19 protein-coding genes are annotated in these 15,173 nt (G+C 49.1%); 2 read left to right on the top strand and 17 right to left on the bottom strand.

The features are described 5' to 3' along the window. Window positions 1–170: 170 nt before the first annotated feature. Window positions 171–401, bottom strand: a complete 231-nt coding sequence (locus tag NYE33_RS07700; RefSeq protein ID WP_025336637.1) for a hypothetical protein — start codon at window positions 399–401, stop codon at window positions 171–173. Window positions 402–643: 242 nt separating this feature from the next. Then, window positions 644–1,255, bottom strand: a complete 612-nt coding sequence (locus NYE33_RS07695; RefSeq protein WP_042140120.1) for a stage II sporulation protein M — start codon at window positions 1,253–1,255, stop codon at window positions 644–646. A 131-nt stretch (window positions 1,256–1,386) separates the two neighbouring features. On the opposite strand from NYE33_RS07695, the gene pdaB reads away from it, so the two are divergent. Continuing rightward, on the top strand, window positions 1,387–2,190 hold the full coding sequence (gene pdaB, locus NYE33_RS07690; RefSeq protein WP_042239954.1) for a polysaccharide deacetylase family sporulation protein PdaB: 804 nt from the start codon (window positions 1,387–1,389) through the stop codon (window positions 2,188–2,190). A 45-nt stretch (window positions 2,191–2,235) separates the two neighbouring features. On the opposite strand, the gene NYE33_RS07685 is transcribed toward pdaB, so the two are convergent. Beyond that, window positions 2,236–3,057, bottom strand: a complete 822-nt coding sequence (locus NYE33_RS07685) for a PPK2 family polyphosphate kinase (RefSeq protein WP_341065325.1) — start codon at window positions 3,055–3,057, stop codon at window positions 2,236–2,238. Window positions 3,058–3,186: 129 nt separating this feature from the next. Continuing rightward, the gene (locus NYE33_RS07680) at window positions 3,187–3,777 is read right to left on the bottom strand and encodes a KinB-signaling pathway activation protein (protein ID WP_341068615.1); all 591 of its coding nucleotides are present in this window, start codon (window positions 3,775–3,777) and stop codon (window positions 3,187–3,189) included. 127 nt (window positions 3,778–3,904) lie between these two features. On the opposite strand from NYE33_RS07680, the gene gerD reads away from it, so the two are divergent. Beyond that, window positions 3,905–4,609 carry a spore germination lipoprotein GerD gene (gerD, locus tag NYE33_RS07675; RefSeq protein ID WP_042140123.1) on the top strand — a complete coding sequence of 235 codons (705 nt, stop codon included), beginning with the start codon at window positions 3,905–3,907 and terminating at the stop codon, window positions 4,607–4,609. Between the two features lie 81 nt (window positions 4,610–4,690). Here gerD and NYE33_RS07670 read toward each other — a convergent pair whose 3' ends face one another. The 13 genes from NYE33_RS07670 to rpmJ form a co-directional block, all read right to left on the bottom strand. Next, on the bottom strand, window positions 4,691–5,800 hold the full coding sequence (locus NYE33_RS07670; protein ID WP_336102768.1) for an Mrp/NBP35 family ATP-binding protein: 1,110 nt from the start codon (window positions 5,798–5,800) through the stop codon (window positions 4,691–4,693). Window positions 5,801–5,889: 89 nt separating this feature from the next. After that, window positions 5,890–6,636: an N-acetylmuramoyl-L-alanine amidase CwlD gene (gene cwlD, locus NYE33_RS07665; RefSeq protein WP_341065322.1), complete on the bottom strand. Its 747-nt coding sequence runs from the start codon at window positions 6,634–6,636 to the stop codon at window positions 5,890–5,892. A gap of 72 nt (window positions 6,637–6,708) precedes the next feature. After that, window positions 6,709–7,884, bottom strand: a complete 1,176-nt coding sequence (sat, locus tag NYE33_RS07660) for a sulfate adenylyltransferase (RefSeq protein WP_341065320.1) — start codon at window positions 7,882–7,884, stop codon at window positions 6,709–6,711. 35 nt (window positions 7,885–7,919) lie between these two features. Continuing rightward, window positions 7,920–8,612, bottom strand: coding sequence for a phosphoadenylyl-sulfate reductase (locus NYE33_RS07655; protein WP_039310345.1), 693 nt, complete (start codon window positions 8,610–8,612; stop codon window positions 7,920–7,922). A gap of 243 nt (window positions 8,613–8,855) precedes the next feature. After that, the gene (ltrA, locus tag NYE33_RS07650) at window positions 8,856–10,247 is read right to left on the bottom strand and encodes a group II intron reverse transcriptase/maturase (RefSeq protein WP_081969805.1); all 1,392 of its coding nucleotides are present in this window, start codon (window positions 10,245–10,247) and stop codon (window positions 8,856–8,858) included. Between the two features lie 472 nt (window positions 10,248–10,719). After that, the gene (rpsI, locus tag NYE33_RS07645; RefSeq protein ID WP_042140127.1) at window positions 10,720–11,112 is read right to left on the bottom strand and encodes a 30S ribosomal protein S9; all 393 of its coding nucleotides are present in this window, start codon (window positions 11,110–11,112) and stop codon (window positions 10,720–10,722) included. A 20-nt stretch (window positions 11,113–11,132) separates the two neighbouring features. Beyond that, window positions 11,133–11,570 carry a 50S ribosomal protein L13 gene (rplM, locus tag NYE33_RS07640; protein ID WP_042140128.1) on the bottom strand — a complete coding sequence of 146 codons (438 nt, stop codon included), beginning with the start codon at window positions 11,568–11,570 and terminating at the stop codon, window positions 11,133–11,135. A 233-nt stretch (window positions 11,571–11,803) separates the two neighbouring features. Continuing rightward, window positions 11,804–12,583: a tRNA pseudouridine(38-40) synthase TruA gene (truA, locus tag NYE33_RS07635; protein ID WP_341065317.1), complete on the bottom strand. Its 780-nt coding sequence runs from the start codon at window positions 12,581–12,583 to the stop codon at window positions 11,804–11,806. Between the two features lie 178 nt (window positions 12,584–12,761). After that, entirely contained in the window at window positions 12,762–13,127 is a 366-nt protein-coding gene (gene rplQ / locus NYE33_RS07630) for a 50S ribosomal protein L17 (RefSeq protein WP_019908254.1), read from the bottom strand. Window positions 13,128–13,168: 41 nt separating this feature from the next. Then, a complete protein-coding gene (locus tag NYE33_RS07625) occupies window positions 13,169–14,113 on the bottom strand; it encodes a DNA-directed RNA polymerase subunit alpha (protein WP_039298711.1) in 945 nt (314 codons plus the stop codon). Window positions 14,114–14,244: 131 nt separating this feature from the next. Continuing rightward, window positions 14,245–14,640, bottom strand: a complete 396-nt coding sequence (rpsK, locus tag NYE33_RS07620; protein ID WP_019908251.1) for a 30S ribosomal protein S11 — start codon at window positions 14,638–14,640, stop codon at window positions 14,245–14,247. 19 nt (window positions 14,641–14,659) lie between these two features. Then, window positions 14,660–15,028, bottom strand: a complete 369-nt coding sequence (gene rpsM / locus NYE33_RS07615) for a 30S ribosomal protein S13 (RefSeq protein WP_025706577.1) — start codon at window positions 15,026–15,028, stop codon at window positions 14,660–14,662. 19 nt (window positions 15,029–15,047) lie between these two features. Beyond that, complete coding sequence (rpmJ, locus tag NYE33_RS07610) at window positions 15,048–15,161, bottom strand: 50S ribosomal protein L36 (protein WP_003322638.1); 114 nt, start codon at window positions 15,159–15,161, stop codon at window positions 15,048–15,050. Between the last annotated feature and the right edge of the window lie 12 nt (window positions 15,162–15,173).

The following is a 15,173-nucleotide window of genomic DNA, read 5'->3' as shown; positions in this document are numbered from 1 at the left end:
TTCGTTGTTTGGCAAGCTTTTTTTTGAAAAAGGTATTTTTCATTATTTCCTGCCTGCAGCACCCTTTTAAACATTCAAAAGGAGCGCGAGATATAATGTATCATGCCGGCTCCCTTTTAGTCAAGCTATTAGGTTAATTTTATTTGTTCTGGTCTTATAGCCTTTAGAATTCAATGTTTGAACTGTGAGGAACGTCCTCCCCACGCGTACTTGGACAACTCCTTCTGTGGGGCAAAACGTGCATACATACGGAATACGGTTTTATATCGATTGGCAATAGCGTGTCTGATATTCTGATCTAAACGCTGATCGCTCAAATCCAGAAGCATTTCATCCAGCTCTTTGCGCAAAACATAGTCCAGCTCCTTGCATTCCTTCTCATTGAACAACATCCCGAGCATATGCTTGGCCTCCTTCATGAAATTCATAGCTATCAACAACCATCAAATGCCGTGTCTTCTACTGTAGAAAATAGACCATTCGATGTGGGAAGCTCCAATTGTACTGCTTACACTAGATTAACCGGAGCATAGGATCTATAACCATAATTATAAAAAATTCCATTATGGTCTCTTTATATCCAAATTCCGACTATGGGACCAATTTATTTGGCTTTTAATGTTATGCTCAATTCCCATAAATTTTATGATAAAAGTGAAAATGTAATTGTACTCTCAATAATTGCCGCGATGAACAGCAGAATAACTATCCATACCGAAGCGGTAAAAGTCTGCCGCATGAACGCCTGCCAATGGTCTGCTTCCCTCTCATTCCTCTTTCCCGCCCGAAACAGGGCAGATAACGCTTTGCCTCCGAATCTCAGACCAAAGGCACAGGCAATAATGATTGCCGGAATCTCGATAATCCCGTGCGGCAGCAATCCTTTTACAATCAGGGTGAACAGGTCCTGTCCCTGTATTGCGGACAGATGAATGAGATAACCAATGACTGCACCGTTAATCAGCAGGAAGAACACCGGCAATATTCCAAACAGTGCCCCTAGAAATATAATAACCACGCTTTTGATGCTGTTGTTCAGAAAGATAAATACAAAAAAGCTCCATTGCGGATTAGAGGATTCTCTAAGGCTCCCGCTGATTTCGCTGATTCCTTTCAATTGCTCATTCAGCAGCTGCTGCAGACTTCCCGTACCGATCCAGCCAATTACTCCGCCGGCTATGAATAACAAGGCTGCTGTCAGCAGCGCTTTGCGGATCGTTCCCAGATCTTTGATAAACGTATTAAAAGATAACATGTGTACCTCCTGAAATGATATCGCTCTTTAAAAGCATTTGCTGCGGTTTTATATCTGCGGTCATAAGCGCCCTGTACGAGCATACATTTAGAACAAACAAGCATTTCGCATGGGAGAGGAGCGCTGACATTATGAATTCTTTTTATGTATTCAGCGGCAAAAAGATAAAACGGTTCATTTATATCTTTGCTGCTGCGCTTCTTACCGCCGGCGTCGTCTATGTCGAGAGGGGTAATATTACTGTTTTCTCTGAAGCAGCCCCTTCCGCCATTTACAGCGTGCCGACGGAAAAGAAGCTGATCGCCTTAACCTTTGATATTAGCTGGGGGGAGAAGAGACCGGAACCGATCCTGAAGGTGCTGGAAGACAAAAAGGTGGATAAGGCTACCTTCTTTCTATCCTCCCCTTGGAGTAAGACCCATCCAGAGATTGTCACCAGCATCAAAGACGCCGGATATGAGATTGGCAGCCACGGCCACAAGCATGTGAACTACAGTACGCTGAGCAATGAAGAAATCCGTACGCAAATTACTACTGCCCATACGGTATTAACCGAACTGACGGGAACACAGCCTAATCTGATCAGAATGCCTAACGGCGATTTTGACAAAAGAGTGCTGCAGGTCGCCTCTGACCTTGGTTATAAGGTCATTCAATGGGATACGGATTCGCTGGACTGGAAGAATATCGGTGTGGATAATATCGTGAACCGTGTGACGAGCAAGGCCCATCCCGGAGATATCGTACTGCTGCATGCCAGTGACTCCTGTAAGCAGACTCATGAGGCATTGCCGCAAATCATTGATAAGCTGCGCAGCCAGGGATATGAATTCGTTACTGTCTCTGAACTAATCAGCCAAAGCAGTGCCGAAGGCAAGGAAGTCCGCGACTCCGCTTGGCTGGATAATGGCTTGGAAGACGCTGCCGGCATGTAGATCTGGCCTATTCTGAACGCAGCCGCTGCAGGGGATAGTTATCTGTTAGTGGCGCGGAGAAATAAGCTCGGAAATATCCGGAGTAGGTGTATTTAGTTTCGGATAACTCAGGTCAAGCCCCTCCAGCGTTTTCACCACAATGGCCAGCGCCAGGTAATTGCGGTACCACCGGTGATTCGCCGGAATCCAGTACCACGGGGCTTTCTCTATGCTGCTTTGCTCAAAAACATCTTCATAGGCCTTTTGATAATCGTCCCAGTATTCACGCTCCTGCAGATCACTGGCGTCGAACTTCCAATGTTTCGCCGGATCATGAAGCCGCTCCTGGATCTTCTCCAGCTGCTTCTCCTTGGAGATATGCAGAAAGAGCTTGATTACCGTTGTCCCCTCTTCCGCCAGCATTTCCTCAAACTGGCGGATGTAGCGGAAACGCCGCTTGGCATCCTCTTTCTTCAGGCTGCCATGCACACGCGGTACCAGCACATCTTCATAATGTGAACGGTTGAACGCAGCGATATAGCCTTTGGGTGGTGTCTTCATATGGACTCTCCACAGGAAATCGTGAGCTTCCTCCTCAAGAGAGGGCTTCTTGAAGCTGGTAACGATGAACCCTTGCGGGTTGATGCCGGAGAAAATATGCTTAACGGTCCCGTCCTTCCCGCTGGAATCCATCCCTTGAAGTATAACGAGCAGGGAATGCTTCTTTTGTGCAAAAAGGATATCCTGAAGCTCAGCCAGCCGTTTCTTCAGCTTCTCCATTTTGGCTTCCGCTTCATCTTTGGATTTGAATTCACCGCGTTCATTGGGATCGAGGTCCTTCAGGCGTGTTTCACTTGTGTCTTTTATCATATAACGCTTGATGTTCATATATTCCCTCCTCCACTCTGTTCTTTAAGATTAACCTCTTAAAGTTGATTTTAACCGTTCCGCACAAGCAATGCCAAAACCCCGCCACCCTGAGTGTATTCAGGTGAGCGGGGTTTTGGTTTATGACTTTTAAATTGAGGCCGGTTTCAAAATCCGGTGCAGCATCAAAATCTGGAACGCATTGCAAGCGACCAGCGGAACCAGAATAAAAATGGTGGCGCTATCTACGCCGATCTGGAGTACACCGATAATCTCAACAATGGTGATGGCGGTCATAAAGAAAAAGGTGGGAATCCAGGCTGAAGCATTGGTACCCCGCATTTTGAACCAGGAAACAATAATTGCGGTAAGCAGAATCCCCAGACCCAAAATCAGGTCAGATGCAACACTCCGGTCCCCGCTCACAAATGTACGCAGGAAAACCAGTTCAAGCAGCGCGAGCACTGCCAGCACCAGTTGTATGTACCGCCATGCCTTGCGCGGGAACACGCCGGTGCCCATGTAATTAAGAATCAGATAAGCGAAGAACCCCAGCTGTGCATATACACTGACGAGCACTCCGTAGCCAAAAAGGATCAGGGAGTAAAGTAAAAGGTCGGCGGTGCTCTTGAAATCGATTCCGCCATTGACTATCTGCAGGGCAAGACCGGCAATCACGGCCCCTCCTGCTCCGATCAAAAGCGTGGTCCAGAATAAATAAAACCATTTTCTTAAGTTCAGCGCTTTCACCTCCCCGTGTCAGATTTATTTTACCAAGGTTACCGTCAAAAAACCATTACACTCCAACATAAATGTGTGCCCCCGCGGCATACTACAGTCAGTAACTCTATAAAGGAGGGCAGCGCCAATGAAATGGAGGACTTTGTGGTCTGGAGGCTTGGCACTCGGCTTGGTTATGGCCTTAACGGCCTGCGGAGGCGAACAGAGCAGCAGTTCTTCTTCCGGACAGGGCGGATATAAGGAAATGAAGACGATGGTTGTAGATATATTGAAAAGTGATGAGGGAAAAAAAGCGGTTGAGGAGGCCCTCTCCACCCCCAGCTCGGGTGAAAGCAGCACAAGCGGGCTGAGCATGAAAATGATGCCGATGCAAACAACCGAGCAGATCCGGATCGCGGTTAAAGACACCATCACAGCTCCTGAGTACCAGAAGGAAATCGAAAAGATCATGACGGACCCGCAGTTTGCCGGGGAGTTCGCCAAAGCGATTAATACGCAGAGCAAGGAATTGCATCTTCAATTAATCAAGGACCCCACTTATCAAAAGTCTGTCGAAGAAATTATGAAATCGCCTGAAATGATGAAGATGTTCCTCGACCTTACTAAGACTTCCGATTACCGCAAGCAATCCATGACCATTATGCAGGAGGCCATGCAGAACCCGCTCTTCCGTATGGAAGTGCTTGATCTGCTCAAAACTGTAGTACAGGAAGAGCTGCAGCCTAAGGTACAGAAAAAGGATGCCGAAAAAGGCGGCGGGGGCGGCGGAGAGGAACAAGAAAGCGGGGGCGACAGTCAGAAGCAGGAAGGCGGAGATGATTCCGGCTCCTAAAATAACATACATTCTATTCAAAAAAGGCCTTGCCCCATATGGGACAGGCCTTTTTTGTGTTGCAAACAAATTACTCAGCGCTTACTCCTCGTACTTAGCGATCAGCTTGTCTGCAATTTCTGCAAATAACCCTCCGGTTGGCGTATCCGCCTTATACACTGACGGTGAGAAATCAGGCTCAGAGATATGGTTGTCCGGTGCACCGAGCGGCACCTGGGCCAGCAGCTCTGTATGCAGCGTTTCGGCCAGACGGGCACCTCCGCCGCGTCCGAAGATATAATCTTTCTTGCCGCAGGAGGAACATTCATAATACGCCATATTCTCGATGACCCCAAGAATCTCATGATCCGTCTGCAGAGCCATAGAGCCTGCTCTGGCAGCCACAAAGGCCGCCGTAGCATGAGGGGTGGTTACAATGATCTCCTTGCTGTGCGGCAGCATCTGGTGCACGTCAAGCGCCACATCGCCCGTTCCCGGAGGCAGATCCAGCAGCAGGTAATCCAGCTCGCCCCAGCCTACATCGCTGAAGAACTGGCGCAGCATTTTGCCAAGCATCGGCCCTCTCCAGATAACAGGACTATTCTCACGGATGAAGAAGCCCATCGACATGACCTTCACTCCAAATCGTTCCACCGGAATAATGGTACCTTCTTCCACGACTGGTCCCTCTTCAATGCCCATCATATCCGGGATACTGAAGCCATAAATGTCGGCGTCGATCAGACCGACCTTTTTACCTTTTCTGGCTAGTGCTACGGCAAGGTTCACCGTCACCGTAGACTTCCCCACTCCCCCCTTGCCGCTGGCGATCGCGATGAAGTTCACGCCCGAATTCTCATTGATCAGCTCATGCCCCTCAAGGCCCGCTGCATGGCCTTTCAGCTTCTCGCCTTGTTCTGATTCCCGCTCGTCCTCTGCACTCTCTCCACGGAGTATAGCGCGTTCATAATCGGTGGCATCACGCAGACGGATATGAATATTATCCGCTCCGCCTTCAGTAAGCAGATCGCGAACCTGCTGCTCCAGCTCCATACGCTGCTTCTCCTCGGAGTCAAGACACACGACAGATAGCGAGATCCGGTCTTCTTTAATCATGATATCGCGGATCAGCTGTAATTCGACAAGGCTTTTTCCGGATTCCGGGTCTGTGAGCGGCTGCAAAAGTTCCTGAATTTGTTCCCTAGTCAGCATGGAAAGCACCTCTGTTCCTTCCCGGACGGGTAAGCTCCGGTATTTTCGTCTATTATAGCATTACCCTCCGGCGGAAGAGTAGTCCCACCCTATGGCTGCTCAGAGGTATACCGCAGGATCCCCCGGTAGATACTGGTTGCCACCTTCCGTTGATACACATCGTCTCCAAGCAGAACGGATTCCTCAGGATGGGATAGGAACCCTACCTCAACTAAGACAGCAGGCATCTTTAATACTTTTAACAAATAAATGGTGTTCGCAGTCTTGGGCACACGGTCTGTATTCTCAAGGGTAGCCTTCAGCTCATCCTGTACCAATCCGGCCAACGCCTTGTTGCCCTCATTGCTTGGATAATAGAAGGTTTGTGCTCCGCTCCAGCGGTTCGAAGGAATACTGTTCATATGTACGCTGATAAACAGATCGGCGCCCTTCTCCTCGATGCTTCTGACCCGCTGCTTCAGATCCTCCGTCTTGCGCTTGGCATACCCTTTGGTGCTGTCCTGGGCCAGATCATAATCCCCTTCCCGGGTCATTACTACAATAGCTCCCGCCTGCTGCAGATAGTCGCGCAAATAAAGGGACACCGAAAGGTTGATATCCTTCTCAATCAGCCCCTCACGGCTCACTGCACCGCCATCCGGCCCCCCGTGGCCAGCATCAATGGCAATTACCTTGCCGGAAAGCGGCAGACTCCAATAATTGATCGTCTTGGCAGTCGGCATATCATAAGCAATAATACCGATCATCACAGCGAGTAATGCAGTGCCCATGAGGCTTTTTTTGATGCTGCTCCAAGAGATCCAGACCGAGACTTTATGCTGCTGCCCTCCAGACATAACAAAGACCCCCTCGTCCCGATAGATTCTACTCATCTATATGGGACAAGAGGGCCAAATAGTACTGGCTGTTTAAGCTTGGACCGAAACTTCCGGAGACATGCCTTCAATCAGAATCTGCGCCACTTCGGGGCGCGTGAATTCAGGTGGCGGACATTGTCCGTCGCGAAGAAGTGCCCGTACCTTAGTTCCGGAGAGCGTCAAATGCTGATCACCCGGATGCGGGCAGGTTTTGCTGGAGGCCATGTTGCCGCATTTCACACAGAAGAAGCTATGTTCGAAGAATAATGGCGTAATGCCAAGTTCCTCGGCGGTAAAGTTCGCAAAGATCTCCTGGGCTTCGTAAGTGCCATAGTAGTCACCCACACCGGCATGATCACGACCGACAATAAAATGTGTGCAGCCGTAATTCTTGCGCACCATCGCATGGAATATCGCTTCACGCGGGCCGGCATAACGCATTGCCGCCGGGAATACACCGAGGAATGTGCGGTTCTCCGGATAATAATTCTCCAGCAGCGCAAGATAACTCTTCATCCGCACGTTGGCCGGCACATCGTCAGACTTGGTTTCACCTACAAGCGGATTCAGGAACAGGGCGTCTACAACCTCCATAGCGCACTTCTGGATGTACTCATGAGCGCGGTGCACCGGATTGCGTGTCTGGAAGCCCACAACGGTTCTCCAGCCTTTATCCGCGAAGATCTGACGGGTCTCGGCAGGGTCGAAATAGAACTCACCGAATTTCTCAGGCTGCGGCCGGTTCAGTACAGTTATAGGACCACCTACATAAGTTGCCGGACGGGCGAGCAGTTTGCTTACGCCAGGATGCTCTGGATCGGTTGTCTTGAAAACATTCTGCGCTTCAAGCTGCTGATCCACTTCGTAAATACTCTCAATATCAAGCAGTCCGTAGATTACACCGTCTTCTTCACCAATCAGCGACACTCTGTCACCCACTGCAAGGGATGCCGCCTGCTTGTCATCAACAGCGAGTGTGATAGGAATGCTCCATACAGTTCCATCTGCCAGACGCATGCTAGTGACCACAGAATGGTAGTCCGCTTCATTCAAGAAACCAGTAAGCGGCGAAAATGCACCTACACCAATCAAATCCAAATCAGATAAAGTCCATGTATTGAGAGCAATTGATTTATTGGCTGAGGCTTGCTGCAAGAGTTGTTCTCTCTCCACACCCTCTGCTATACGCTGAACCAGCGCTCCTCCATGAGGAAGTATTGAAGTCATCCTTGTTCTCTCCTCCTGTGTGCAATGCTAGTGTGTTATTTATGCAATCCACATTCTGTTTTGTCTGATCCGGACCATCTTCCGGCACGTGGATCTTCACCAGGCATAACAGCCCGGGTGCATTGCTCACAGCCGATACTAGGGAAGTTACGGTCATGAAGCGGGTTATAGACTACATCATTCTCGCGGATATAATTCCATACATCCTCTGTGGTCCAGCTTGCAATCGGATTAAACTTTACAAGGCCAAATTTGTTATCATACTCCACCTTTTTGGAGTTGGCGCGGGTTGGCGCCTGGTCACGGCGAATTCCGGTAATCCAAGCGTCGTATTGCGAAAGAATACGCGTGAGCGGCTCAACCTTACGGATGGCGCAGCATTGATTCGGGTCAGTGTTCCAAAGCGCCTCACCATACTGCAGCGCCTGCTCTTCCACTGTAATCTGCGGCGATACACGGACGAACTCCATTCCGTACTTGTCAGCCATAATATCTCTTGTCTCATAGGTTTCCTTGAAATGATAATCGGTGTCGAGATAGAACACATCTGTCGACGGGCTGACCTTCTGGATCATATCCACCAGTACTACATCCTCGGCACCAAAGCTGCAGGCAAAGGTTATATTAGGAAAAGTCTCTACCGCCCAGCGGATAATCTCTTCGGGAGTGGCATTCTCCAATTCTTCAGCTTTAACTTTGATTAAATCCTCTTTCTCAAGCAGATTCATTTAATCTTCCTCCATCCGGATATAGCCAAGATCGAATCCTCTGAGAGATTAATCCCGACTAATTCTATATGGTATAGTATATCTGTTTCAGTGCCGAAGTCAATGGGTTTTGTTCATTTTGGAATAAAGTATTCGGGAATTTAATATTTTGGTGATATAAACAAATCGAGTAGGAGGGGGCGGCAAGCCCCCGTCCTCTCACACCACCGTACATGCGGGTCCGCATACGGCGGTTCCAAAAGGTTAACAAAGTTCCAGATAGCGTGAAAGTAAACTCTTCAGCCCTTTTGCTTCCCAATAGGAAGTCGAAAGGGCGTTATTCGTGTTCCGGGACATTTCCCACGCGCCTCGCCGCGAGTTGGCCATCTTAAAACAAGCCCACTTTGGAACCCCGAGTGCTCGAAGCTCGCGGATTCGTGTACGTACTCGTTTCCACTGTTTCCACAGACACATTCGAAGTCTCCTCCGAATCCACTGGTCCAGTGTTTGGAAGTGTGTCTTCGCCGAGGCTAGACGGAAATAACCGAGCCAACCCATCAGATAGCGGTTCAGTCGGTAAATCCTTTCTTCCATGGAAATGGACCAGGTACGTTTCGTTAGCTCTCGAATTCTCCCTTTAAAAGCTGCGAGACTCTTCGGAGCAATCCGAATCGTTGCCTGTTTCTGGCTCAGGAAACTGAATCCTAAGAACTTTCGGTGCCAAGGTCTCGCTACCGCACTTTTCTCCCCGTTTACTTTCAGTTTTAGCTTTCCTTCTACAAACCGACTTACCGATTCCATGACACGCTCGCCTGCTCGTTTACTCGCCACAAAGATATTACAGTCGTCCGCGTAGCGTACGAATCGCAAACCTCGCCCGGTCAGTTCCTTGTCCAGATCATCCAATAGAATGTTTGCTAGAAGCGGACTAAGCGGACCGCCTTGTGGCGTTCCCTCCCGGCTACGCTCCCATTTTCCATCCACCATAACTCCGGCGTTTAAGTAAGCACGGATTAGCGTCAGCACTCTTTTGTCCTCCACTTTCCGCGCCACTCTTGCCATTAGCATGTCGTGGTTTACCTTGTCAAAGAATTTCTCCAGATCCAAATCCACGACCCATCTGAGGCCGCCTTGGATATATCTTTGGGCTTGTTTAACGGCGTCATGCGCGCTCTTCCCCGGCCGAAAGCCGTAGCTGTACCACGAGAATTGTGCGTCAAAGATCGGGTTCATGACTTGTAAAAGTGCTTGCTGGAGGAAACGGTCCATCACAGTCGGGATGCCTAGCTGCCGTACACCGCCTCCAGGTTTGGGGATTTCCACCCGTTTGACTGGCGCAGGTCTGTAAGTTCCCGTCAGAAGTTCAGTTTTCACCGATGTCCAGTGCGTATTCAGGTAAACTTGTAGATTCGCTACCGTTACACCGTCCACACCGGGCGCTCCTCCATTTTGCACCACTCGTTTGTAAGCGAGTCGAAGGTTATCTCCTTTGAGCATTTGCTCCAGCAAGTTGTTCTGGTCTTCGCGAGAGGAAGGGACGACTTGTGCCGACGAAGAACTCGGCGCTCCGGCATACCCTGACGGCTTCACCGCTTCTCTTTGCCGCAAGCTCCCTTGCGAGATATTCTGCTGTCGTTGCTCTTCATGCGAACGCATCGCTTTCCTCTCTCCTTTCGGTTCAGCCCTTCCGTAAATTGTTGCAACAGCTTACGTACTATGGCTTCTGCTGACTCCTGCCAGTTCAGCGCAGCCTCTCAGCTACGGTTACAAGTTTTTTTTCTTGCTTATCTGACAGGTCTCCCCAGATAAGAACGTCATCTGTCTGCCCGCGACCACTGGAGTATACCGCGCCAGCCCTTGGCGGCTTTGGATTTCGTCATGTTTAGGTGACTCATCCGACTGACACAGCCTCAAATCCAGTTCGTGTACCTTGGCCCGTGCTTTTGCCTCCGGCTTCCTTCAGATTCCACCTCACGGTGGACACCCTTGCCCTTGGCTAACGGTAGGCGCTCGCCAGCCCCCGTTCGGGACTTTCACCCTAAAGATGACGCCCATGCTGGGCGTACTAAAAAAGCTCCCGGCCATAAAGGCCAGGAGCTTGAGTTCCTTGATAACAAGGAGACAGATATTAACGTTTCGAGAACTGTGGAGCACGACGAGCGGCTTTGAGGCCGTATTTCTTACGTTCCTTCATACGTGGGTCACGAGTCAGGAAGCCGGCTTTCTTCAGCGCACCGCGATATTCAGGGTCTACTTTAAGCAATGCACGGGAGATACCGTGACGGATTGCGCCAGCTTGACCGGAAATGCCGCCACCATGTGCAAGAACGATTACATCGTAGTTGCCTAGAGTTTCAGTCAGGTTCAAAGGTTGTCTTACGATCATCTTCAGTGTTTCTACACCGAAATATTCGTCCATCTCGCGTTTGTTAATGACAATGCGTCCTTCACCCGGTACAAGGCGAACACGTGCTACCGAATGTTTACGACGACCTGTCCCATAGTATTGTACTTGTGCCATGAAACTGTCCTCCTCTATTCTTATCCGCGAAGTTCGTAAACTTCAGGTTTTTGTGCTGCATGTGGATGTTCAGCGCCTGCATATACTTTGAGTCTCAGTTTCATGTGATCCCCTTGACGAGTCTTAGGAATCATGCCGTGAACTGCGAATTCAATCATACGCTCAGGTTTGGTTTTGATCAGGTCTTCAGCAACAGTGACTTTCAAACCACCTGGGTGCATCGAGTGACGGTAGTATTTCTTGTTTTGCATTTTCTTACCGGTCAGGTGAATCTTCTCAGCGTTGATAACAATTACGAAATCTCCAGTATCAACATGTGGAGTGAATTGCGGTTTGTGTTTGCCACGGATTAGAGCAGCGGCTTCGCTTGCCAAACGGCCAAGTGTTTTGCCTTCGGCATCAATGATGTGCCAATTGCGTTCAACTTCGTTCGGCTTCGCCATATAGGTGGTACGCATGAATGTTTCCTCCTTGTTCTCGTACGAAAATCATCTGTTTCGTATATCTTTTTTCTCATTGGATTACAATTATGTGAGTTAAGAAAAGCTTGTTTGTTGGCATTTCCTTGATCGGGGCTGTGGGATAGCCATCAAGAAAACACAACTTTTATATTACAGCATAAACATGACAAGTGCAAGTGATTTTTAACTTTTCAAACACTATTTTTCATAGAAAATATTGTGCTGATCGTTTAGTTCTCATTCTCATCATATTCTACACTCCAGAGTGCCAAACCCTTAGACACAGCTGTAGGTCCGGCTGCCGCGCGGTCACATGCCGCAAGAATTAGAGGGATTCTATCCGCGCTGATCTTGCCTTGCCCCACTTGCATCAGCGTGCCCATAATTATGCGTACCATATGCTGCAGGAAGCCACTGCCTGTAATATACGTATGGATAACACCCTGATCGGGAGACCCGGGCCGGCACATGCTGCGGTCCACCTCAAGACGTGCTTCAAATATCGTGCGTACATGCGAAGTCTTGGTAGACTTCCTGGACGCAAATGAAGTGTAATCATGGGTGCCCAGCAGCCCAGCCACCCCCTGCTCCATCGCCGGAATATCCAGCTTCATCGGATGATGATGCTGCCAGCGCCGCTGGAACGGATCCGGGAACCGGTTGCCGTTAATCGTGTACCGGTAGGTTTTACGCTTCGCTCCTCTACGGGAGTGGAAAGAGAGCGGAACCTCCCAGGCCTCGGTAACCACGATATCCTGCGGAAGCCTGGCGTTCAGAGCCAGACACCAGCGTTCCAGCGGGATCTGGGAAGAGGTTATGAAATTAAAAGGTTGGCCATAAGCGTGCACTCCTGCGTCTGTCCGTCCTGAGCCCGTTATCTTGAGCGTCTCACCGGTCAGATGAAGAATGGCATGCTCCAGCTTGTCCTGAATCGTATTGCCCTGAGGCTGGGTCTGAAAGCCATCATAATGGGTACCGTCATAATTGACTTTCATCAATAGATTGCGCATTTCATTCTCCTGTTAGTCCATAGGTTTTTCTGTTTCATAAAAAAAGAGCCCCGGCGGGAGCTCCTTCTACTCTATACAAGGTGATTCCCGCGGTTATTTGCACGGCAGGGTCAAAATGCCCTGCAGTACAATAACGTTAAATACGTAATGCGTACATCCGGAAATCATGCTTGTGAAACTACGCGCGGTCTACCAGTTCAAGATAAACCATAGGCGCAGCATCGCCACGGCGAGGTCCCAGCTTCAGGATACGAGTGTATCCGCCTGGACGCTCAGTGTAACGAGGAGCAATATCAGAGAACAATTTTTGGATTGCATCTTGTTCACCGTCTACAGTCTCACGACGAACAAATGCTGCTACTTGACGACGAGCATGAAGATCGCCCTTTTTCGCTTTTGTGATCAGTTTCTCAGCGATGGAACGAACTTCCTTCGCCTTGGCTTCTGTTGTCTGGATGCGTTCGTATAGGAACAGATCCGTTACCATATCGCGGAATAGTGCTTTGCGCGCGCTGGAATCACGGCCCAATTTTTGGTATGCCATTTGTTTTCCCTCCTTCACTCAAATCTCAAGAAGCCCTATAACTATTCTTCTGTACGAAGACCCAAACCAAGCTCCTCAAGCTTCTCTTGAACTTCTTCCAAAGATTTGCGACCCAGGTTACGGACCTTCATCATATCTTCTTCAGTTTTCGTAGTCAGCTCTTGCACGGTATTAATACCGGCACGTTTGAGGCAGTTGTAGGAACGGACAGAAAGATCTAGCTCTTCGATGGTCATCTCGAGTACTTTTTCTTTTTTGTCTTCTTCTTTTTCAACCATAATTTCGGCGTCTTTCGCTTCGTCCGTAAGACCTACGAACAGAACGAGGTGCTCGTTCAAAATTTTGGCTCCAAGACTAACGGCTTCTTCCGGTCTGATACTGCCATCCGTCCAAATTTCAAGCGTCAATTTGTCGTAGTTAGTCACTTGACCAACACGGGTATTATCAATACCATAATTCACGCGGGAAATAGGAGTGTAGATGGAGTCAACTGGAATAACACCGATTGGCTGATCGTCGCGTTTGTTCCGGTCCGCTTGGACGTAGCCGCGACCACGGCCTGCAAAAATGCGCATGTGTAGTCTCGCTCCAGGTCCCAGCGTTGCAATATGAAGATCCGGGTTCAGGATCTCAACATCGCTATCCGCACGAATATCACCTGCGGTAACAATGCCTTCTCCTTCAGCATCAATCTCGAACACTTTCTCTTCATCCGAATGAATCTTCAGAGACAGAGCTTTAAGGTTCAGGATGATTTCCGTCACATCTTCCATTACGCCGGGAACGGTCGAGAACTCATGCAGAACGCCGTCAATTTGGACCGAAGTCACTGCGGCTCCCGGAAGGGAGGAAAGCAAGATCCGGCGAAGCGAATTCCCCAGAGTCGTGCCATATCCACGTTCCAGCGGTTCAATTACGAATTTCCCATAGGTTCCATCATCATTGGCTTCTACGGTCTCAATCTTCGGCTTTTCGATTTCTATCACGAGTGTACCCCTCCTTCAAACGTCGCTCCTATATGAAACAGTCACCCCATCAGGTGTATCATGTAGTATGCCTAAACACCTATTATTAGCAGATGCGTCAGAATTATACCACAATCACAATTCTGATTTTACTAAACGCGGCGACGCTTCGGCGGACGGCATCCATTGTGAGGAACCGGAGTAACGTCTTTAATGAGGTTTACTTCAAGGCCAGCGGCCTGAAGGGAACGGATGGCTGCTTCGCGGCCCGCGCCCGGTCCTTTAACCATAACTTCAACGGACTTCATGCCGTGTTCCATAGCTGCTTTAGCAGCAGATTCGGCTGCCATTTGCGCTGCAAATGGAGTCGATTTACGGGAACCTTTGAATCCTTGACCGCCGGAGCTTGCCCAGGAAATTGCATTTCCGTGAGGGTCCGTGATCGTAACGATAGTGTTATTGAACGTGGAACGGATATGTGCCACGCCAGACTCGATATTTTTCCGGTCGCGACGTTTCGTACGTACGACTTTTTTCGGTTTAGCCATTGTCTCTTATCACCTCTTCTTATTTCTTTTTGTTTGCTACCGTACGACGCGGGCCTTTACGGGTACGGGCATTTGTTTTGGTACGTTGACCGCGAACAGGCAATCCACGACGGTGACGAACACCGCGGTAACAGCCGATCTCAGTAAGACGTTTAATATTCAAGGAAATTTCACGACGAAGGTCACCTTCAACCTTAACCTGCTTGTCGATCGTTTCACGCAGTTTGCTGACTTCATCTTCCGTCAAATCACGGACACGTGTGTTAACGTCAATGCCTGTTTCATTAAGAATTTTCTGGGAAGTCGTTTTACCGATTCCGAAAATATAAGTCAAGGCGATCTCAACGCGCTTATCACGTGGCAAATCCACTCCAGCTATACGAGCCATTTTACGCTACACCCCCTTCTTAACCTTGTTTTTGTTTGTGTTTCGGATTTTCGCAAATTACCATAACAGTCCCTTTGCGGCGGATGACTTTGCATTTTTCGCAAATGGGCTTTACAGAAGGTCTTACCTTCATGTTAATTACCTC

Source organism: Paenibacillus sp. FSL R10-2199 (assembly GCF_038000235.1).
In the GTDB taxonomy this organism is placed as follows: Bacteria; Bacillota; Bacilli; order Paenibacillales; family Paenibacillaceae; genus Paenibacillus_AQ; species Paenibacillus_AQ phytohabitans.
The sequence above is the reverse complement of the archived record's forward strand: the minus strand, read 5'-3'. Positions and strand labels throughout refer to the sequence as shown.